18 protein-coding genes are annotated in these 18,459 nt (G+C 71.4%); 5 read left to right on the forward strand and 13 right to left on the reverse strand.

Features of this window, described 5'->3' with window-relative positions; all coding sequences use genetic code 11:
• Positions 1-63 precede the first annotated feature (63 nt).
• Entirely contained in the window at positions 64-264 is a 201-nt protein-coding gene (locus tag ABZ576_RS23080) for a PspC domain-containing protein (RefSeq protein WP_360743800.1), read from the forward strand.
• A 75-nt stretch (positions 265-339) separates the two neighbouring features.
• On the opposite strand, the gene ABZ576_RS23085 is transcribed toward ABZ576_RS23080, so the two are convergent.
• Entirely contained in the window at positions 340-723 is a 384-nt protein-coding gene (locus ABZ576_RS23085; protein ID WP_360743803.1) for an ATP-binding protein, read from the reverse strand.
• 151 nt (positions 724-874) lie between these two features.
• Positions 875-2,062 (reverse strand): adenosine deaminase, encoded by a 1,188-nt coding sequence (locus ABZ576_RS23090; protein ID WP_360743806.1) that lies wholly within the window; start codon positions 2,060-2,062, stop codon positions 875-877.
• A 134-nt stretch (positions 2,063-2,196) separates the two neighbouring features.
• Between ABZ576_RS23090 and ABZ576_RS23095 the strand changes: the two genes are divergently transcribed.
• Positions 2,197-2,958, forward strand: coding sequence for an alpha/beta hydrolase (locus ABZ576_RS23095; RefSeq protein WP_360743809.1), 762 nt, complete (start codon positions 2,197-2,199; stop codon positions 2,956-2,958).
• Positions 2,959-2,977: 19 nt separating this feature from the next.
• Here the strand turns inward: ABZ576_RS23095 and ABZ576_RS23100 are convergent, their stop codons facing one another.
• Positions 2,978-3,940 (reverse strand): LysR family transcriptional regulator, encoded by a 963-nt coding sequence (locus ABZ576_RS23100; RefSeq protein ID WP_360743812.1) that lies wholly within the window; start codon positions 3,938-3,940, stop codon positions 2,978-2,980.
• Positions 3,941-4,003: 63 nt separating this feature from the next.
• On the opposite strand from ABZ576_RS23100, the gene ABZ576_RS23105 reads away from it, so the two are divergent.
• A complete protein-coding gene (locus ABZ576_RS23105; protein WP_360743815.1) occupies positions 4,004-5,302 on the forward strand; it encodes an MFS transporter in 1,299 nt (432 codons plus the stop codon).
• Positions 5,303-5,494: 192 nt separating this feature from the next.
• Positions 5,495-6,508: a sigma-70 family RNA polymerase sigma factor gene (locus ABZ576_RS23110; protein ID WP_360743818.1), complete on the forward strand. Its 1,014-nt coding sequence runs from the start codon at positions 5,495-5,497 to the stop codon at positions 6,506-6,508.
• On the opposite strand, the gene ABZ576_RS23115 is transcribed toward ABZ576_RS23110, so the two are convergent.
• The gene (locus ABZ576_RS23115) at positions 6,392-6,778 is read right to left on the reverse strand and encodes an STAS domain-containing protein (RefSeq protein ID WP_360743821.1); all 387 of its coding nucleotides are present in this window, start codon (positions 6,776-6,778) and stop codon (positions 6,392-6,394) included. The two genes, ABZ576_RS23110 and ABZ576_RS23115, sit on opposite strands and share 117 nt — an antisense overlap.
• Before the next feature lie 136 nt (positions 6,779-6,914).
• On the opposite strand from ABZ576_RS23115, the gene ABZ576_RS23120 reads away from it, so the two are divergent.
• Entirely contained in the window at positions 6,915-7,835 is a 921-nt protein-coding gene (locus ABZ576_RS23120) for an AEC family transporter (RefSeq protein ID WP_360743824.1), read from the forward strand.
• A gap of 120 nt (positions 7,836-7,955) precedes the next feature.
• Here the strand turns inward: ABZ576_RS23120 and ABZ576_RS23125 are convergent, their stop codons facing one another.
• From ABZ576_RS23125 to ABZ576_RS23165, 9 genes are all read right to left on the reverse strand, one after another.
• Positions 7,956-9,239: a thymidine phosphorylase gene (locus tag ABZ576_RS23125; protein ID WP_360743827.1), complete on the reverse strand. Its 1,284-nt coding sequence runs from the start codon at positions 9,237-9,239 to the stop codon at positions 7,956-7,958.
• Between the two features lie 76 nt (positions 9,240-9,315).
• Entirely contained in the window at positions 9,316-9,720 is a 405-nt protein-coding gene (locus ABZ576_RS23130; RefSeq protein WP_360743830.1) for a cytidine deaminase, read from the reverse strand.
• Complete coding sequence (locus tag ABZ576_RS23135; protein ID WP_360743833.1) at positions 9,717-11,003, reverse strand: ABC transporter permease; 1,287 nt, start codon at positions 11,001-11,003, stop codon at positions 9,717-9,719. The genes ABZ576_RS23130 and ABZ576_RS23135 overlap by 4 nt, the downstream gene beginning before the upstream one ends.
• Complete coding sequence (locus ABZ576_RS23140) at positions 11,003-12,130, reverse strand: ABC transporter permease (protein ID WP_360743836.1); 1,128 nt, start codon at positions 12,128-12,130, stop codon at positions 11,003-11,005. The genes ABZ576_RS23135 and ABZ576_RS23140 overlap by 1 nt, the downstream gene beginning before the upstream one ends.
• Positions 12,127-13,653 (reverse strand): ABC transporter ATP-binding protein, encoded by a 1,527-nt coding sequence (locus tag ABZ576_RS23145; protein WP_360743889.1) that lies wholly within the window; start codon positions 13,651-13,653, stop codon positions 12,127-12,129. Before ABZ576_RS23145 ends, ABZ576_RS23140 begins: the two co-directional genes overlap by 4 nt.
• A 199-nt stretch (positions 13,654-13,852) precedes the next feature.
• Positions 13,853-14,905, reverse strand: a complete 1,053-nt coding sequence (locus tag ABZ576_RS23150; RefSeq protein WP_360743839.1) for a BMP family ABC transporter substrate-binding protein — start codon at positions 14,903-14,905, stop codon at positions 13,853-13,855.
• A gap of 278 nt (positions 14,906-15,183) precedes the next feature.
• On the reverse strand, positions 15,184-16,419 hold the full coding sequence (locus ABZ576_RS23155) for a M20 family metallopeptidase (protein WP_360743842.1): 1,236 nt from the start codon (positions 16,417-16,419) through the stop codon (positions 15,184-15,186).
• A gap of 289 nt (positions 16,420-16,708) precedes the next feature.
• On the reverse strand, positions 16,709-17,287 hold the full coding sequence (locus tag ABZ576_RS23160; RefSeq protein WP_360743845.1) for a hypothetical protein: 579 nt from the start codon (positions 17,285-17,287) through the stop codon (positions 16,709-16,711).
• A gap of 15 nt (positions 17,288-17,302) precedes the next feature.
• A partial coding sequence (locus tag ABZ576_RS23165; protein WP_360743848.1) for an alpha/beta hydrolase occupies positions 17,303-18,459 on the reverse strand: 1,157 nt, incomplete at its 5' end.

Here is an 18,459-nt window from a genome sequence, read left to right on the forward strand (position 1 = left end):
GGCGGTCCCGACCGGGGCCCGCCGGCGGCTCGGGAGCGAGCCGACGATCACGGAGGAGCCGACATGACCGCCCTTGCCCGCCCCACCCACGGCCGCATGATCGGCGGAGTCTGCGCCGCACTGGCCCGGCGCTTCGGCACCTCGGCCACGACGATGCGGGTGATCTTCCTGGTGTCCTGCCTGCTGCCGGGCCCGCAGTTCCTGCTCTACATAGCGCTGTGGCTGCTGCTGCCGTCCGAGGACAAGGCCCGTACGGCCTGGTGAGCGGGGCCCGGACACGCCGCAGGGGCGCGCCCGGACATGCCGGGGCGCCCCGCGTGCGTCACAAGAAGGGACGGCTCAGCCGATCGGGATGCCGTTGACCGGCACGCCGTGCGTGGGCAGGCCCTTCAGCGGCAGTCCGCCGAGCAGGCCGGCGACCGGCTTGGTCGGACCCTCGGCCAGGACGCTCTCCACAACCGGCTGCGCGGCGGACGCGCCCTTGCCGACGACCGGCACCGCCGCGGTGACGCCGCGCTTGGCCAGGGGCTTGAGCGTCTTCACGGCGCCGCTGTCCGGCAGCGCGTCGATGACCTGCTCGGGCGGCAGCGTCCGGGTCACGGTGTCCAGCGCCTGACCGGCGTCCGGGCTGGCCGGGGCCGCGCTCGCCGCGCCCGCACCGGCGGCGGCGAAAGCGGCGCCGAGGGCGGCGACACCGAGGGTCTTGGCAGCAGACTGCTTCATGGTGAATGCGTCCTTGTATGCGGAGACGGGAGATCACGAACGATCCGAGCGGTCCACGACCGTAAACATCCGGAGGCACCCGCCGCAAACACCGAAATGCGGACACCTTGTGAAAGCGTGTCCGCACCCCGGGCCGGGAATTACCCGGTGATCACCCCTCCGAACCGGCATAACCGCTGGTGGAAGCGGTCTGGCGGAACAGCCATTCGGATTTCAGCTCGGCATATCCCGGCTTGATGACGTCATTGATCATCGCGAGTCGTTCATCGAAAGGAATGAACGCTGATTTCATCGCATTGACGGAGAACCACTGGAGATCGTCGAGCGTGTAACCGAACGCCTCGACGAGGTGCTCGAATTCCCGGCTCATGGTGGTGTGCGACATCAGCCTGTTGTCGGTGTTCACCGTGGCCCTGAAGTGCAGCCGGCGCAGCAGCCCGATGGGGTGCTCGGCGTACGAGGGCGCGGCCCCGGTCTGCAGGTTGGAGCTGGGGCACAGCTCCAGCGGGATCCGCTTGTCCCGGACGTAGGAGGCGAGCCGGCCGAGCCTGACCGTGCCGTCCTCGCGGACCTCGATGTCGTCGATGATGCGCACCCCGTGGCCGAGCCGGTCGGCCCCGCACCACTGGAGCGCCTGCCAGATGGACGGCAGCCCGAAGGCCTCGCCGGCGTGGATGGTGAAGTGGTTGTTCTCGCGCTTGAGGTACTCGAAGGCGTCCAGGTGCCGGGTGGGCGGGTAGCCGGCCTCGGCACCGGCGATGTCGAACCCGACCACGCCGGTGTCCCGGTAGCGGTTGGCGAGTTCGGCGATCTCCAGGGAGCGGGCCGCGTGCCGCATGGCGGTGAGCAGGGCGCCGACCCGGATGCGCCGGCCGTTCTCCCGGGCGAGCCGCTCGCCCTGCCGGAATCCCTCGTTGACGGCTTCGACCACCTGTTCCAGGGACAGCCCGCGGTCGAGGTGCTGCTCGGGCGCGTACCGCACCTCGGCGTAGACGACGCCGTCCTCGGCGAGGTCCTCGGCGCACTCCCGGGCGACCCGGATCAGCGCCTGCTCGGTCTGGAGGACGCCGACGGTGTGCCGGAAGGTCTCCAGGTACCGTTCCAGCGAGCCGGAGTCGGCGGCCTCCTGGAACCAGATCCCCAGCTTCTCCGGGTCCGTCTCGGGCAGGTCGGCGTAGCCGTTCTCCCGGGCGAGGTCGACGACCGTGCGCGGGCGGAGCCCGCCGTCCAGATGATCGTGCAGCAGTACCTTGGGCGCCCGTCGGATCTGGTCCTGCGTGGGCACGTGGGCCGGGGCGGTCGCCGCGACGGCCCCCGTCGGTGCAGTCTGGCTCGTCATTTCCGCACTTTAACTCCTACGCGCGTAGAGAACCCGGTGCGCGCGGCGACTGTTTTCCGGCGCTTTTCCGCCGATACGCAACGGTGACCGCACGTACGGGTTTCGTACACCACGGCTTCTGACACTGTTCTGTCATGGGACAGCAAGCGACGCCGGTGCGAACGGCCAGGCTGGGGAAGGCAGTCGGCCCGCAGCCGACGACCGTGAGCGGAGCGGTGCTGCTGCTCCCCGCCGGTACGGAGGTCTCCGCCCGCCGGCCGTCCCCCGTCCGGGCGATGACCCTCATCCGCGCCCTGGGCCGCGCGCTCACCCGCGCGGGCAGCGCCGAGGGGCTGGCCGTCCACCCCGTCCACTACCGCTACCGGGGCTGGAACGGCGGCGAGGCCCATCTGGCGGCGGACGCGGAGTGGGCCGCCGACGAGGTCGTACGACGGTACGGGGACGTACCGGTGTGCCTGGTCGGGGTGGACATGGGCGGGCGCGCCGCCCTGCGGGCGGGCGGCCACGAGGCCGTCAACTCCGTGGTCGCGCTGGCCCCCTGGCTGCCCGAGGACGACGTCGCCGCGCCCGCCGAGCCGGTGCGGCAGCTGGCCGGGCGCCGGGTGCTGATCGTGCACGGCACCAACGACGAGCGGACCGATCCCGAACTGTCCTTCCGGTTCGCGGCGCGGGCGAAGAAGGCGAACCGGGAGGTGTGCCGGTTCGAAGTCCATTCGGACGGGCACGGGTTGCACGGGCACCGCGAGGAAGTGCTCTGCCTGACCGCGGACTTCGTGATGGGAGCGCTGTTCGGGCACTGCGTGTCACGGCCGGTGGAGGACGCGCTGGCCGCACCGCCGCCGATCGGACTGCGCATGCCGCTGGCCGCGGGGTTCGGCAGGTCGCTGAAGCGGTAGGCGCCCGGGGCGGTGGCCGTCAGCCGGGGAGCAGGTTGCCCCTTCTGGAGAGCAGGAACTTCTTGAAGGCGGCCACCGGCGGGGTGTCCGGGCGGTCGGCCAGCCACGCGACGCCGATCTCGCGGACCGCCCTCGGGGCCGTGACCGCCAGTTCCACCACGCCCGGGCGGGGGACGGTCGGCGGTGGCAGGAGTGCCACGCCGAGGCCCGCCGCCACCAGGCCCCGCAGGGTCTCCGCCTCCTCGCCGTCGAACGCCACCCGGGGTTTGAACCCGGCCTCGCGGCACAGGTCGTCGAAGATGCGCCGCAGGCCGTAGCCGGGCTCCAGGGTGACGAAGGTTTCCTCGGCCGCCTCCGCCAGGCGGACGCGGCGGCGGGCGGCCAGCCGGTGGTCGGCCGGGACGACCAGGCGCAGCTTCTGCTCGTCGAGGCGGCGGGCGACCAGGTCGGGGGCGTCCGGGACGGGTGAGGTGAGGCAGAGGTCCAGCTCGCCCGCCCGCAACCGCTCCAGCATCGCCTCGCCGTAGTTCTGGACCAGGCTGAAGCGCACGCGCGGGTGGTCGGCGCGGAAGGCGTGCAGCAGACCGGGCACGGTCTCGGCGCCCATGGTGTGCAGGAATCCGAAGGCGACCTTGCCGGTGGCCGGGTCGGCGTCCGCGCGGACCTCCTCGGCGGCGCGCTCGATCTCGGCGAGGGCCCGCTCCACGGAGGCCAGGAAGGTGCGGCCCGCGGTGGTCAGGGAGACCGTGCGGCCGTGCCGGGCGAACAGGTCCACGCCCAGGTCCTGCTCCAGCCGGGCCATCGCGCGGGACAGGGTGGACTGCGGGACGTTCATCTCCTGCGCGGCCCGGGTGACGTGCTCCGTGCGGGCCACCCCGGCGAAGTACGCGAGGCGGGGCGCGAGCAGCGTGGTCAGCTCCGCCATGTCTTCTGTGTCACCGGACGGTGACAGCCGCGCCTGTGACCTCTGCTGATGCACCATGGGAACGATTATGGCAATTCCATGCATTGGACGGATGAGAGGCGCCGCTCCTACCGTCGAAGCATGTCTCCCGCCAGTACCGGGGCGCCCACCGGCGTGGGCGCCGCCACCACCGTCCCCGTTCCCGACCCTGCTCCCGGTTCCGACTCCCGTCTGGCTCCGGGCGGCCCCGGCTACCGCCGGATGAGCCTCGCCCTCTTCCTCGCCGGAGTCGCGACCTTCGCCCTCCTGTACTCCACCCAGGCCCTGCTGCCGCTGATCTCCGCGGAGTTCGGGGTCGCGGCGAGCGAGGCGAGCTGGACCGTGGCGGCCGCGACCGGCGGGCTGGCCCTGTTCGTCCTGCCCATGAGCGCCCTGTCGGAGCGCTTCGGCCGCCGTACGGTGATGACGGCCTCGCTGGCCGTCGCCGTCACGGTCGGCATGCTGGTGCCCTTCGCGCCGTCGCTCGGCGCGCTGGTGGTGCTGCGGGCGGTGCAGGGCGCGGCGCTGGCCGGTCTGCCGGCCTCGGCGACGGCCTATCTGGCCGAGGAGGTCCGGCCGAAGGCGCTGGTCACGGCGATCGGGCTGTTCGTGGCGGGCAACAGCGTCGGCGGGATGAGCGGCCGGGTGATCACCGGCTGGGTCGCGCAGGAGTGGGGCTGGCGGGTCTCGATCGGGGTGATCGGCGTGCTCGCGGTCGCGTGCGCGGTGGCGTTCCGGCTGCTGCTGCCCGCCCCGCAGCACTTCTCGGCGGGCTCGCTGCGCCCGCGCGTGCTGCTCGGTACCGTCCGCGCCCACCTCTCCGACCCGCTGCTGCGCCGCCTGTACGCGATCGGCGCCCTGTTCATGACGGTGTTCGGCGGGGTCTACACGGTGATCGGCTACCGGCTGACGGCGGAGCCGTTCGGGCTGCCGCAGGGCATCGTGGGCTCCATCTTCCTGGTCTACCTGGTGGGCACGGTCTCCGCGTCCACGGCGGGCCGGCTGGTGGGCCGGTTCGGCCGCCGCGGCGCGCTGTACCTGGCGGGCGGTACGACGGCGGCGGGTCTGCTGCTGTCGCTGACCGCTTCGCTGCCGCTGGTCCTGCTGGGCCTGGTGCTGATCACGGCGGGCTTCTTCGCCGGGCACGCGGTCGCCTCCTCGGCGGTCGGCAAGACGGCCACCCGGGGCCGGGCCCAGGCGTCGGCGCTGTACCAGTCCGCGTACTACATCGGCTCCAGCGTCGGCAGCACCGCCGGCGCGCTGGCCTTCCACTCGGGCGGCTGGTCCGGCACGGTCGCCGTCGGGCTCCTCGCGGTCCTCGGTGTCGTGGCGATCACCGTACTCGGCACCCGGGCGGCCCGGGTCGCCGCGCGGGACGCGCTGGTGGCCGACGCCCGGTGACCCGCGGCTGAGGCGGCGCGGGGCCGCCGCCGCGCCGCTCCCGCCTGCGGTCCGCACCGCCGTCCCGGCTATTCCCGCCCCTCACCTGCGCGTTCGTGAACTCCGGGCGCCATTGTCAGTGCCCTGCGGTAGCTTCCGAAGTGCTGGGGCGCGACGGCGCGCGACGGGAACGGCCGCAGGGGTGGGTGGACGATGGGCGAGGGCACGGCGACGGCGGACCTCGAGGTCGCGCTGGAGAAACACCGGACCGAGCTGACGGGGTACTGCTACCGCATGCTCGGGTCCTCCTTCGAGGCCGAGGACGCGGTCCAGGACACCCTGGTGCGGGCCTGGCGGAGCCACGACAGGTTCGAGGGCCGTAGCTCGCTGCGCTCCTGGCTGTACCGGATCGCGACGAACGTGTGCCTGGACATGCTGACGGCGGGCAACAAGCGGGCGCGGCCCATGGACCTGAGCGAGTCGACGCCGCTCGCCCGGGCGGCGCTCGCCCCGCGCCCGGACAGCACCTGGCTGGAGCCGGTGCCGGACGCGCGCGTGCTGCCCACGGTCGAGGACCCTGCGGAGGCCGCGGTCGCCAAGGAGTCCGTACGGCTGGCCTTCATGGCGGCCCTCCAGCAGCTGCCGCCCAAGCAGCGCGCGGTGCTGATCCTGCGCGAGGTGCTGGCCTGGCGGGCGAGCGAGGTGGCCGAGCTGCTGGACACCACGGTCGCCTCGGTGAACAGCGCCTTGCAGCGGGCCCGGGCCACGCTCGCGGAGCGCGCGGACGCGGGCGCCGAGGGGGCGGTGTCCGATCCGCTGGACGAGGAGCAGCAAAGGCTGCTGGAGCGCTACGTGAAGGCGTTCGAGGGCTACGACATGACGGCGCTGACGGCGCTGCTGCACGAGGACGCCGTCATGACGATGCCGCCGTTCGACCTGTGGCTGCGCGGCACCGCCGACATCACCGGCTTCATGACCACCCTCGGCGCCTCCTGCGCCGGATCCCGGCTGCTCCCGGTCCAGGCCAACGGCCTGCCGGGGTTCGCGCACTACAAGCCGGACCCGGACAGCGGCGGCTTCACCCCGTGGGCGGTGCAGGTGCTGGAGATCTCAGACGGCCGGATCACCGGATTCCACTGCTTCCTCGACACCGCGCGCTGGTTCCCCCTCTTCGGGCTCCCCCTCCACCTGAAAGCGGAGCCCGACCAGGCCGAGAAGGGCGTGTAGCGCGGGGTCGGCGTTCCGCAGCCGGATCCGGCCGCCGGCCCGGCGGGCGGTCAGCTCCAGCCGGGCCAGCAGGTCGACGGCCGCCAGCCCCGGCGGCCCGAGCCCGCCCACGTCACACACGAGCACCCCGGCCCCGCCGCCCTCCAGCACAGCCCGCGCGTCGGCGCACAGCCCGGGCACCTCGTCACGGCTGACGGGCCCGGGCAGCACGAGGACGGCGGGGATCTCGGCATCCACGTGCGGTAGACCGACGGCCGGCCCGGAACTCATCGCGGGCGGTACGGGCGTCAGTCTCCCCTCCCCACCCGGCGCGGCCCTCCCCGCCCACGACCGCCCGCCTTCCCGGCCGCCCGGCCGTCGGAGATCACATTGACCCCTCTCGCCTCCTCCCCGCAGGGTGGGGCCTGTGGCGGGGGTGCTGAGCGGGTTCGCGGTGATCGCGGTCGTGATCGGGGTGGGCTATGTGCTCGGGCGGTACGGGACGCTCGGTGCGCACGGCGGTGAGGTGCTGACGCGGCTGGCCTTCACGGTGGCGGGGCCGACGCTGCTGTTCACGACCCTGGCCGCGGCCGACCTGTCCGTCCTCTTCTCCAGCCGGCTGCTGGTGACGGCCCTGAGCACGGCGGCGGTCGCGGGCGTCTTCGTGGCGGTCGGGGTGGCCCGGCGCTGGGGCGTGGGCCGTACGACGATCGGCGCGCTCTGCTCCGGTTACGTCAACTCGGGCAACCTCGGCATCCCGATCGCCGCGTACGTGCTGGGTGACGCGTCCCTGGTGGCGCCGGTGCTGCTCTTCCAGGTCGTGCTGGTCACGCCCGTGGCCCTCACGGTCCTGGACCTGTCCGGCACGGGCGGGAAGAGCACGGTGTGGCGGCGTCTGCTGACACCGCTGCGCAATCCGATAGCGGTGGGCTCGCTGTCCGGGGTGGTGGTGTCGGCGGCCGGCCGGCAGCTGCCCGGTCCCCTGCTGGACCCGCTCACCGTGATCGGCAACATGTCCGTCCCGGCGGCCCTGCTGGCCTTCGGCATGTCCCTGCACGGCAATCCGCCGCCCGGGCGGGGCCGGGACGGCCGTCTGGTGCTGCTGTCCGTCGCCCTGAAGTCCGTGGGCCAGCCGCTGGTGGCGTGGGTGCTGGCGCGCGGCGTCTTCGGCATGCACGGCGCCGCCCTGCTGGACGTGGTGGTGACCGCGGCCCTGCCCGGCGCCCAGAACCTCTTCACCTACGCCAGCCGCTACCGGGTGGCCGAGTCGCTGGCCCGCGAGTCGGTCCTGCTGTCGACGGTGGTGTCGGTACCGGTGCTGGTGGGGGTGGCGGCGGTGCTGGGGTGACACCGGACCGGCCGGCGGGGAGCGCGCCGGTCCGCCGCCGGGGCGCCACCGGCCCCCGGCATGCCGGACGGGACCGGTGGAGCTCCACCGGTCCCGTCCAGCCGAAGGGGAGACGCCGCGTCAGGCGATGCGCTCCAGCACCACCGGCGACGGCGTGAAGTCCGTGCCCGGGGCCGCGACGTCGTAGGAGCCCTCCACCGCCTGGAGCGCGTACGCGAAGCGCTCCGGGGTGTCCGTGTGCAGGGTCAGCAGGGGCTGGCCCTCGGTCACCGTGTCGCCCGGCTTCGCGTGCATCTCGACGCCCGCGGCCGCCTGCACCGGGTCCTCCTTGCGGGCGCGGCCGGCGCCCAGGCGCCAGGCGGCGATGCCGATGTCGTAGGCGTCGAGGCGGGTCAGGACGCCGGACGCCGGGGCCTTGACGACGTGCTGCTCCCTGGAGGTGGGCAGGACGGCGTCCGGGTCACCGCCCTGGGCCGCGATCATGCGGCGCCACACGTCCATCGCCGAGCCGTCGGCCAGGGCCTTCGCCGGGTCGGCGTCCTTGATGCCGGCCGCGTCGAGCATCTCGCGGGCCAGGGCGACCGTCAGCTCGACGACGTCCGCGGGGCCGCCGCCGGCGAGGACCTCCACCGACTCGCGGACCTCCAGCGCGTTGCCCGCCGTCAGGCCGAGGGGGGTGGACATGTCGGTCAGGAGGGCCACCGTCTTCACGCCGTGGTCGGTGCCGAGGCCCACCATCGTGGAGGCCAGCTCCCGGGCGTCCTCGATCGTCTTCATGAAGGCGCCCGTGCCGACCTTCACGTCCAGGACCAGCGAGCCGGTGCCCTCGGCGATCTTCTTGGACATGATCGAGGAGGCGATCAGCGGGATCGCCTCCACCGTGCCGGTGACGTCACGCAGGGCGTACAGCTTCTTGTCCGCGGGGGCCAGACCGTCACCGGCGGCGCAGATCACCGCGCCCGTGGTGTCCAGGACGTGCAGCATCTCCTCGTTGGAGAGCAGGGCGCGCCATCCGGGGATGGACTCCAGCTTGTCCAGGGTGCCGCCGGTGTGGCCGAGGCCGCGGCCGGAGAGCTGGGGGACGGCCGCGCCGCAGGCCGCCACGAGCGGGGCCAGCGGCAGCGTGATCTTGTCGCCGACGCCGCCGGTGGAGTGCTTGTCGGCGGTCGGGCGGGACAGCGCGGAGAAGTCCATGCGCTCACCGGAGGCGATCATGGCCGCGGTCCAGCGGGCGATCTCGCGGCGGTTCATGCCGTTGAGCAGGATCGCCATGGCGAGCGCGGACATCTGCTCGTCGGCGACCTCGCCGCGGGTGTACGCGTCGATGACCCAGTCGATCTGCTCGTCGGTCAGCTCGCCGCGGTCCCGCTTGGTGCGGATCACGGAGATGGCGTCCATGGCCATGGCTGGTGGCTTCCTTCCGGAGGTGCGAAGTGCACGGCCCCCCTGCGCGGATGCGGGTCAGGGGGGCCGTACGGCGTTACTTGGTGAGATGGTCCGGGCCGAAGGCCTGGGGCAGCATCTCGGAGAGCGTCAGGACGCCCGCGGGGGTGTCCAGGAGCAGCTCGGGCCCGCCGAACTCGTACAGCAGCTGCCGGCAGCGGCCGCACGGGACCAGCAGGGCGCCGGTGCCGTCCACGCAGGTGAAGTGCGTCAGGCGGCCGCCGCCGGTGCGCTGGAGCTCGGAGACCAGGCCGCACTCGGCGCACAGGCCGAGCCCGTAGGAGGCGTTCTCGACGTTGCAGCCGGTGACCGTGCGGCCGTCGTCGACCCGGGCCGCCACCCCGACCGGGTACCCCGAGTAGGGGGCGTAGGCGTGGGACATGGCCTCCCGCGCCACGGCGCGCAGCGCCTCCCAGTCGAACGCGGCGGCTTCCCGGGTCACTTGCCCTGGCCCTTCCGGTAGCGCATGCCGTCCGCCTTCGGCATCCGCAGGCGCTGCGCCGACAGCGACAGCACCAGCAGGGTGACGACGTACGGGGTGGCGCCCACGAAGTCGCTCGGGACCTCGTCGGTGAGCAGGTACCAGACCAGGACCAACACCGCCATGACGGCGCTGATCACACCCTGGAGCAGGGCCTTCTTGTAGAGCTTCCAGCCGGCCAGCAGCGCGAGCAGGACGACCAGCAGGAGCAGCAGGGCGTGGACCGTCACACCGCCGTTGCGCAGCTGGAGGGCGTCGGAGTAACCGAACAGGCCCGCGCCCATCGCCAGGCCGCCCGGCCGCCAGTTGCCGAAGATCATGGCGGCGAGACCGATGTAGCCGCGGCCGCCGGTCTGGCCCTCCAGGTAGGTGTGCGAGGTCACCAGTGCGAGGAACGCGCCGCCGAGGCCGGCGAGGCCGCCGGAGACGGCCACGGCCGCGTACTTGTACCGGTAGACGTCGACGCCGAGCGACTCCGCCGCGGTGGGGTTCTCACCGCAGGAACGCAGCCGCAGCCCGAACGGGGTGCGCCACAGCAGCCACCAGCTGCCGATGAAGAGCAGCACGGCGATGATCGTCACCACGGACAGGTTGGTGATCAGGCCGCCGACGATGCCGGCGAGGTCCGAGACCAGGAACCAGTGGTGCTTCTCGACCGACGCGAGGGCGTCGGAGAGGCCGGGGACGGTGACGTGCGGCAGGGACTCGGCGGGCGGGGACTGCTTGGGGTTGCCGCCCGCCTCGGAGGCCTCGCCCTCGGCGAAGAACAGCTTGGCGAGGTACTGGGTGGCGCCGAGCGCGAGCAGGTTGACGGCGACACCGGAGACGATGTGGTCGACGCCGAAGGTGACCGTGGCGACGGCGTGCACCAGACCGCCGAGGACACCGAAGCCGATGCCGCACAGCAGGCCGAGCCAGGGGCTGGTCTGCCAGCCGACCCAGCCGGCGCCGAAGGTGCCGAGGATCATCATGCCCTCGAGGCCGATGTTGACCACGCCGGCCCGCTCCGACCACAGACCGGCGAGGCCGGCGAGGCCGATCGGCACGGCGAGGCCGAGGGCGGCGCCGACCTGTCCGGCCGAGTCGAGCTGGTTGGCGCCGGTGATCATGCGGACCGCCGCCAGGAGCAGCAGCGCGCCCGCGACGATCATGAGGGTCATCCCGAGGGAGCGGCCGGAGCGCCGGGGCGCGCCCTCCGCCTTGGGGGCCGCCGGCGGCGGCGCGTCGGTCATCGTGGCAGTCATCACGCCACCTCCTGCTTCTTCGTCGCGGCGGCGGCCTGGGCGGCGAGTTCGGCGCCGACCTTCTGCTGCTGGCGCTTCATGCCGTAGCGGCGTACGACCTCGTAGGCAATGACGACGCACAGGACGATGACGCCCTGGATGACGCCGAGGATTTCCTTGTCGTAGCCCTGGAACTCCAGGTGGTTGGTGGTGCGCTCCAGGAAGCCCCACAGCAGGGCGCCGAGCGCGATGCCGATCGGGTGGTTGCGGCCGAGCAGCGCGATGGCGATGCCGGTGAAACCGATGCCGGCCGGGAAGTCGTTGCTGAACTGGTGGCTGTCGTTGAGCAGGGTCGGCATGCCGATCAGACCGGCCACCGCACCCGAGATGATCATGCTGGTGGCGATCATCTTCTTCACCGAGACACCGCTGGCGCTGGCCGCGCTCTCGGACTGGCCGACGGTGCGCAGGTCGAAGCCGAACCGGGTGCGGCCGAGCACGAACCAGTACGCGATGCCGACGAGCACGGCGACGACGATGAAGCCCCACAGCTCACCGGCGGGGCCGGTGTCGAAGCTGAAGAAGTACGAGGACGACGGCAGCGGCTTGGTGGAGACGAGGGTGCCGGCCTGGTCGAGCTGGCCGAGCTTCCCGGGCTGGAGCAGGTAGGCGATGATCGCGGTGGCGATCGAGTTCAGCATGATGGTCGAGATGACCTCGCTGACCCCTCGGCTCACCTTCAGGACACCGGCGATGGCCGCCCACAGGGCGCCGGTCGCCATGGCGCAGATGATGATCAGCGGGATGGCGAGCCAGCCGGGCACGGTGAGCGCCCCGCCGAGGACGGCGGCGATGAACGCGGCGAGCCGGTACTGGCCGTCGACGCCGATGTTGAACAGGTTCATGCGGAAGCCGATGGCCACCGCGACACCCGCGAGGTAGTACGTCGTCGCCTTGTTCAGGATGTAGACCTGGCTGTCGCTGGCGAAGCCGTAGGTCGCCATGTCGCTGAAGGCGGCGCCGGGGTCCTTGCCGGTCGCGAGGATCACCACGGTGGTCACGACGAGCGCGGCGACGATCGCCAGCAGCGGCGCGGCGATGCCGAGGAGCAGCCGCTCCTTGTCGATGCGTTGGGTCAGCTTGTTCATCGCTCGTCGTCCTCTGTGTGCTCCAGGTGGCCGGTGGCCGCACCCGTCATGGCGGAGCCCAGCTCTTCGGGGGTGATCGTGGCGGGGTCGGCGTCGGCGACCAGGCGGCCGCGGTACATCACCCGCAGGGTGTCGGAGAGGCCGATCAGCTCGTCGAGGTCGGCGGAGATCAGCAGCACGGCCAGGCCCTCGCGGCGGGCCTCGCGGATGTAGTCCCAGATGGCCGCCTGCGCGCCGACGTCCACACCGCGGGTGGGGTGGGCGGCGATCAGCAGCTTGGGGTTGTGGCTCATCTCGCGGCCGACGATCAGCTTCTGCTGGTTGCCGCCGGACAGCGAGGCGGCGGTGACGTCGATGCCGGGGGTGCGGACGTCGTAGGCCTCGACGATGCGCTGGGTGTCGGCGCGGGCGGCCTTGAGGTCGAGCAGCCCGCCGCGGGAGTTGGGCTTCTCGGTGACGTGGCCGAGGATGCGGTTCTCCCACAGCGGTGCTTCCAGGAGCAGGCCGTGGCGGTGGCGGTCCTCGGGGATGTAGCCGATGCCGGACTCGCGGCGGTCGCGGGTCGGGGTGTGCGAGATGTCGGTGTCGTCGAGGGTGATCACGCCGGCGTCGGGGTGGCGCATGCCCATGATCGCCTCGACCAGCTCGGACTGGCCGTTGCCCTCCACGCCGGCGATGCCCAGGACCTCGCCCTTGTGGATGGTGAAGGTGATCTCGTCCAGGATGATCCGCTCGACGCCGTCGAGGTCGGTCTGCGTCAGGTGCAGGCCGTCCACCTTCAGCATCGGGACGTCGGTGACCGTGGACTCCTCGGTCTCCGGCGTGGGCAGCTCGCTGCCGACCATCAGCTCGGCGAGCTGCTTGGGGGTGGTGCCCCGCGGCTCGACGGTGCCGACGGTGGTGCCGCGCCGGATGACGGTGATCTCGTCGGCGACGGAGAGCACCTCGCCCAGCTTGTGGGAGATGAAGATGACGGTGAGGCCCTCGGCCTTCAGCTCGCGCAGGTTGTCGAAGAGGGCGTCGACCTCCTGCGGCACGAGGACGGCGGTGGGCTCGTCCAGGATGAGGGTCCTGGCGCCGCGGTAGAGGACCTTGAGGATCTCCACGCGCTGGCGGTCGGCGACGCCGAGCTCCTCCACGAGGGCGTCGGGGCGGACGCCGAGCCCGTAGGCGTCGGAGATCTCCTTGATCCGGGCGCGTGCCTTGCCCCCGATGCCGTGCAGCTTCTCCGCGCCGAGGACGACGTTCTCCAGCACGGTGAGGTTGTCGGCGAGCATGAAGTGCTGGTGCACCATGCCGATGCCGCGGGCGATGGCGTCGCCGGGGTTGTGGAAGACGACCTGTTCGCCGCCGACGGTGATGGTGCCCTCGTCCGGCTGCTGCATGCCGTAGAGGATCTTCATCAGGGTGGACTTGCCTGCGCCGTTCTCGCCGCACAGGGCGTGGACGGTGCCGGTGCGGACCGTGATGTCGATGTCGCGGTTGGCGACGACGCCGGGGAAGCGCTTGGTGATGCCGCGCAGTTCGACGGCAGCGGGAGGGCTGGACGCGTTGATGGCGCACTCTCCTCGGGGAAAGGGGCTGCGGGGAGGGGGCAGGCGTCGGCGACGCTAGCGCGGCAACTCCGCGCTACACGCGTAGAGTTGACACATTGTTATGGCTCGGCGAGGGGCTCCGGAGGGCGCCCCTGCGCCGAGCCTGGGTCCGACGGGACCCATCAGGTCACGGGGTGGTCTTGACCTTGATGGAGCCGTCGATGATCTTCTTCTTCGCCTCGTCCAGCTTGGCCTGGATGTCGTCGATGAAGCCGCCGCTGGTGGACAGCGAGACGCCGTCCTTGGCGAGCGAGTAGCTGTTGGTGCCGGTCAGCGGCTTGCCGTCGTGGACCGACTTGACCAGGTCGTAGACGCCGACGTCGACGTTCTTGACCACCGAGGTCAGGATCGAGTTCTTGTACTTGGCCAGACCCGGGACGGCGTACTGGTCGGAGTCGACGCCGATGGCCCAGGCGCCCTTCTTGCCGCTGACGGCTTCGATCGAGCCGTTGCCGGAGGAGCCGGCCGCCGTGTAGACGACGTCGGCGCCGTTGTCCAGCATGCCCTGCGCGGCTTCCTTGCCCTTGTCGGGGCTGGCGAAGCCGGAGGTGTCGGAGCCGTGCGACAGGTACTGCGTGTCGACCTTGATCTTCGGGTTGGTGTCCTTGACGCCCTGGACGTAACCCGCCTCGAACTTCTTGATCAGCGGGACGTCCACACCGCCGATGAAGCCGACGTGCTTCGACTTGGTCTTCAGGGCGGCGGCGACGCCGGCCAGGTAGGAGCCCTGCTCCTCGGTGAAGGTGATGCTGTCGACGTTCTTGCCGTTCACGACCGAGTCGACGATGCCGAAGCTGGTCTTCGGGTACTTCGCGGCGACCTTGGTCATGGAGGCGGCGTACGCGTAACCGACGCCGATGACCGGGTTGTAGCCCGCCTCGGCCAGGTCCGACAGACGCTGCTCGCGGTCGGCCTCGGTGTCCGAGGTCTTCGCGGTCAGCTCCTTGATCTCGCCGCCGAACTCCTTCTTGGCCTTGTCGACACCGCGCGCGGCGGAGTCGTTGAAGGAGCGGTCGCCACGGCCGCCGACGTCGAAGGCGAGACCGACCTTGACGCCCTTGCCGTCACCGGTGGAGGACGAGTCGTTGTTGTCGGAGGAGGTGCTGCCACAGGCAGTGGCAGTCACGGCGAGAGCTGCGGACGCGATACACGCAGCGGAAAGCTTGGCTACCCGGCGCACGGGAAGGCTCCTTCACCTGACCTGAGCGCCACGTAGGCGCTTGATGAGAGCACCATGTCAGTGCTCCAGCCGGAACGCCTCCTTCGGCGTCGGCTTCGCGGCATCGTAACGCGCGTAGATGTCGCAAAAAACCCTCTCGCGAAGCCGTTATCGATTCGAGGCAAACACTGTTTGAACTCGGTCTGGGGCCCTCCGCCGGGCTCGTCGCGCACCGTGCACGATTGGCTTGCGTGCGTGTTGCGCCAGTCAGGGGAACGGCCCCCGAGGGGGCCGTCCGGTCACCTCGGCGCCGCGTTCGTGTCCAGGAAGGCGGCGGCGGTGAACATCTCCACACCGACCGTGATCGCGTGCTCGTCGGCGTCGAAGTCGCCCTGGTGGAGATCGCGCACCGTGCGCTCGCCGGGCCGGCGCACCCCGAGCCGGGCCAGCGCGCCCGGGACCTGCTCCAGGTACCAGGAGAAGTCCTCGCCGCCCAGGCTCTGCTCGGTGGTCTCGACGGACTTCATCCCGCGCCGGGCGACCATGGCCCGGCGCAGCAGTTCGGTGGACTCCCGGTCGTTGACGACGGGCGGCACCCCGCGCATGTAGGTGATCTCGGACTTGGCCCGGTGCAGGGTCGCGACCTCGTCGATGGCCGCGTGCACGATGTCGGGGGCCTGCCGCCAGGCCTCCAGGTCCAGGCAGCGCACCGTGCCGGACAGCTCCGCGTGCTGCGGGATCACGTTCGGGGCGTGGCCCGACTCGATCCGGCCCCAGGTGACGGCGAGACCGGCGCGGGTGTCGACCCGGCGGGCGATCAGCGCGGGGACGTCGACGGCGACGCGGGCGGCGGCGGTGACCAGGTCGGTGGTCAGGTGGGGGCGGGCGGTGTGGCCGCCGGCCCCGTCGAGAGCGATCTCCAGGCGGTCGCAGGCGCTGGTGATCGGCCCGTGCCGCAGTCCGATCCGCCCGACCTCCACCCGGGGGTCGCAGTGCACGGCGAGGATCCGGCTCACCCCGGCCAGCGCGCCGTCCTCGATCGCGTCCAGGGCACCGCCGGGCAGCACCTCCTCGGCGGGCTGGAAGATCAGCCGCACCGGGCGGGGCAGCAGGCCCTTGGCGTGCAGGTCGGCGAGGACGAGCCCGGTGCCGAGCACGACGGTCGTGTGCACGTCGTGTCCGCAGGCGTGGGCCCGGTCCGGCACGGTCGACCGGTACGGGCAGTCGGTCTTGGTGTCCGGGATGGGCAGGGCGTCGATGTCGGCGCGCAGTGCGAGCACCGGCTCGGTGGACCGCTCACCCTCCGCGAGCCCGATGTCACAGACGAGTCCGGTTCCGGTGCTGAGGACGCGGGGCCGGAGCCCGGCGCGCTCCAGCCGCTCCTTGATCGCGGCGGTCGTTCGGAACTCCTGGTTGCCCAGCTCCGGGTGCATGTGCAAGTCGCGACGGAACGCGACGAGTTCGGCGTGCAGGGACTCGCTCAGCACGCCGGGGAGCACATCCCCCGGGAGGCCGGCCTCGGACTCTAGGGACATCAATTGCTTCACCCTCTGAAGGGTAGGACGCCCGGGTGGTCAACTACCCCTCGATCAACAAAAGTTCAGCCCGTTAGGGGAAGAAAATCTGACCGGCGGACGCATGGCGGCGGACTCGGATGGGTAAAACCTCTGTTTTCTCCTTCCACGCATACCACGCATCGCCCGGGTCACGCGCGCGATGTCCACAAAACGGACCCCTGCGACATGCACCACACGACCGGCTGCGGGAGGCCGGGAAGGCACCGGAAGTGCCGGCCTCCGGCCCGTCCGGCGCCGCCCGGCCGGGCTAGAAGTGCTCGACCTCCTGGCCGTCCGGGACCTTGTAGCAACCGGAGACGACGGTCAGGCTGAGCTTGGGCCGCTCCCTCTTCGGCATCTTGGCGATGTGCACGCCGGCCTTCTTCTCGTCGTTGTCGGCGATCAGGACGATGTTCTTGTTCGGGCTGGTGTCGGGGCCGTACTCGACGATCTTCCAGCCGTGCTTCGGCAGTCCCTCCCTGAGGTTCTCCATCGCGCTGTCGAGATCGGCCGCCGACGCGGGATAGAAGCTCCACGGGTGGAAGATCTGGAAGTACGTGTCCCTGTCCTTGCCCGGGCACGTCTGCACACCCGGACGGGTGTCGGACGCCTCCCCCTTGACCCCGATGAGGTCGTAGATGCCGCTGGACACCCTCTCCATCGCGTCCGACGCGTCCCGTGAGGTGCTCGTGCCGGCGGACCGGACACCGCCGGAACCGTTGCCGGAGCCGGCGCCGGGAGTGTGGTCGGAGTCGTTGGCAGCGCTGTTGTCGGTCATACCGCATCCAGTGAGGGTGGTGAGGACGAGGGGTACGGCGAGCACGAGTGCGCGCGTGGTCATCTTCATGTGGGGAGATTTCACCTACTTCACATGCGCCCAGGGGTCGGGCGGCGGCTTCAGCGGTGCGTCGGCTCCGTTCCCGGTCACGACCAGGGCCTGGTTCTTCAGGCTGTCGGAGCCGGGGTTCCAGTACCCGCTGTGCCCCTCCGTGTCCGTGGTCAGCTGATTGGCGCCGAATTCCGGGTCACTCGGTATGACGAACCAGTCCCCGCCGTGCCCCCAGCGGCCGATGTCGGGAACGGCGTCTCCCTTGGCCTCCTCGTTCCAGACGTGGCCCTTCGGCACGTCCATCTCGGTGGCGTGGGACACCTTGACGCCGGGGCTGCCCGCGAGGACGACGTCGTCCGCGTTGAGCGTACCCTTCTCGGCCGCTGCGCCGATCAGGGTCGTTCCGTACGAATGACCGATCACGGTGCGGTGCGGCGGCGTGTCACCGGAGTGTGACGCCTCCAGCCCGTCCAGGAACCTGGTGAACGCCGGGGCACCGTCGTACGCGTAGTGCTCGAACGGTGCGTCCTTCACGACGTCGTCCGGTGCGTCGTAGCCGAGCCAGGTGATCGTGGAGACGGTCTTTCCGTCGGCCTCGCTCCGGGCCGCGCTCCACAGATTGACCATACGGTCGACATCGCCGCCGATGCCGTTCAGGTCGGACGTCGTACCCGGAACGTAGACCGCCTGGTGATCGGCCGTGTCGGGGTTGCCGTTGGCGACGATCGCACGGCCGTCTCCTTCGGCGCTGAACCCCAGAAGGTATGCCTCGGGCAGTCCGTTCGTGCCCGTTGCGTCGAAGCGTTTCTGGATGTCCTGCATGCCGTGGAGGGACTTGTTGAGGTATTCGTACCGGTCGCCGTACTTCCGGTGCCACTCCATCCATTCGTCGGTGTGCACCTTGGCCGGATACCCGCCTGCGGTGATCCAGGTCCATTCGTTGGCCGGCGGCTTCGGTATCGAGTTCAGTTCCAGCTGCTGCCGTGCCCGGGTCTCGTCGAACACGACACGGTTGGCCTCGTCGCGCACTGCCGACGGGACGCCGTCGAGTGCGCCGACGGCGTCCGGGCGCAGGGAGACCAAGGCCGCGCGCTCCTCGTCGGTGAGCCCCTTCCACCAGGCCGCGTTGTCCTTCGGGCTGCCGTCCTTCGGGGGCTGCGGCAGCGAGTCGAGGTACTTCTTGCCCGCGT

Source organism: Streptomyces sp. NPDC013455 (assembly GCF_040632975.1).
Taxonomy (GTDB): Bacteria; Actinomycetota; Actinomycetes; order Streptomycetales; family Streptomycetaceae; genus Streptomyces.

Bases quoted from the DNA above. Each gene is read 5' to 3' on its own strand.
- ABZ576_RS23085 (WP_360743803.1), bottom strand. From the start codon at position 723: ATGAAGCAGTCTGCTGCCAAGACCCTCGGTGTCGCCGCCCTCGGCGCC.
- ABZ576_RS23110 (WP_360743818.1), top strand. From the start codon at position 5,495: ATGGGCGAGGGCACGGCGACGGCGGACCTCGAGGTCGCGCTGGAGAAA.
- ABZ576_RS23090 (WP_360743806.1), bottom strand. From the start codon at position 2,062: ATGACGAGCCAGACTGCACCGACGGGGGCCGTCGCGGCGACCGCCCCG.
- ABZ576_RS23135 (WP_360743833.1), bottom strand. From the start codon at position 11,003: ATGACTGCCACGATGACCGACGCGCCGCCGCCGGCGGCCCCCAAGGCG.
- ABZ576_RS23080 (WP_360743800.1), top strand. From the start codon at position 64: ATGACCGCCCTTGCCCGCCCCACCCACGGCCGCATGATCGGCGGAGTC.
- ABZ576_RS23095 (WP_360743809.1), top strand. From the start codon at position 2,197: ATGGGACAGCAAGCGACGCCGGTGCGAACGGCCAGGCTGGGGAAGGCA.
- ABZ576_RS23115 (WP_360743821.1), bottom strand. From the start codon at position 6,778: ATGAGTTCCGGGCCGGCCGTCGGTCTACCGCACGTGGATGCCGAGATC.
- ABZ576_RS23155 (WP_360743842.1), bottom strand. From the start codon at position 16,419: ATGTCCCTAGAGTCCGAGGCCGGCCTCCCGGGGGATGTGCTCCCCGGC.
- ABZ576_RS23140 (WP_360743836.1), bottom strand. From the start codon at position 12,130: ATGAACAAGCTGACCCAACGCATCGACAAGGAGCGGCTGCTCCTCGGC.
- ABZ576_RS23105 (WP_360743815.1), top strand. From the start codon at position 4,004: ATGTCTCCCGCCAGTACCGGGGCGCCCACCGGCGTGGGCGCCGCCACC.
- ABZ576_RS23125 (WP_360743827.1), bottom strand. From the start codon at position 9,239: ATGGCCATGGACGCCATCTCCGTGATCCGCACCAAGCGGGACCGCGGC.
- ABZ576_RS23160 (WP_360743845.1), bottom strand. From the start codon at position 17,287: ATGAAGATGACCACGCGCGCACTCGTGCTCGCCGTACCCCTCGTCCTC.
- ABZ576_RS23100 (WP_360743812.1), bottom strand. From the start codon at position 3,940: ATGGTGCATCAGCAGAGGTCACAGGCGCGGCTGTCACCGTCCGGTGAC.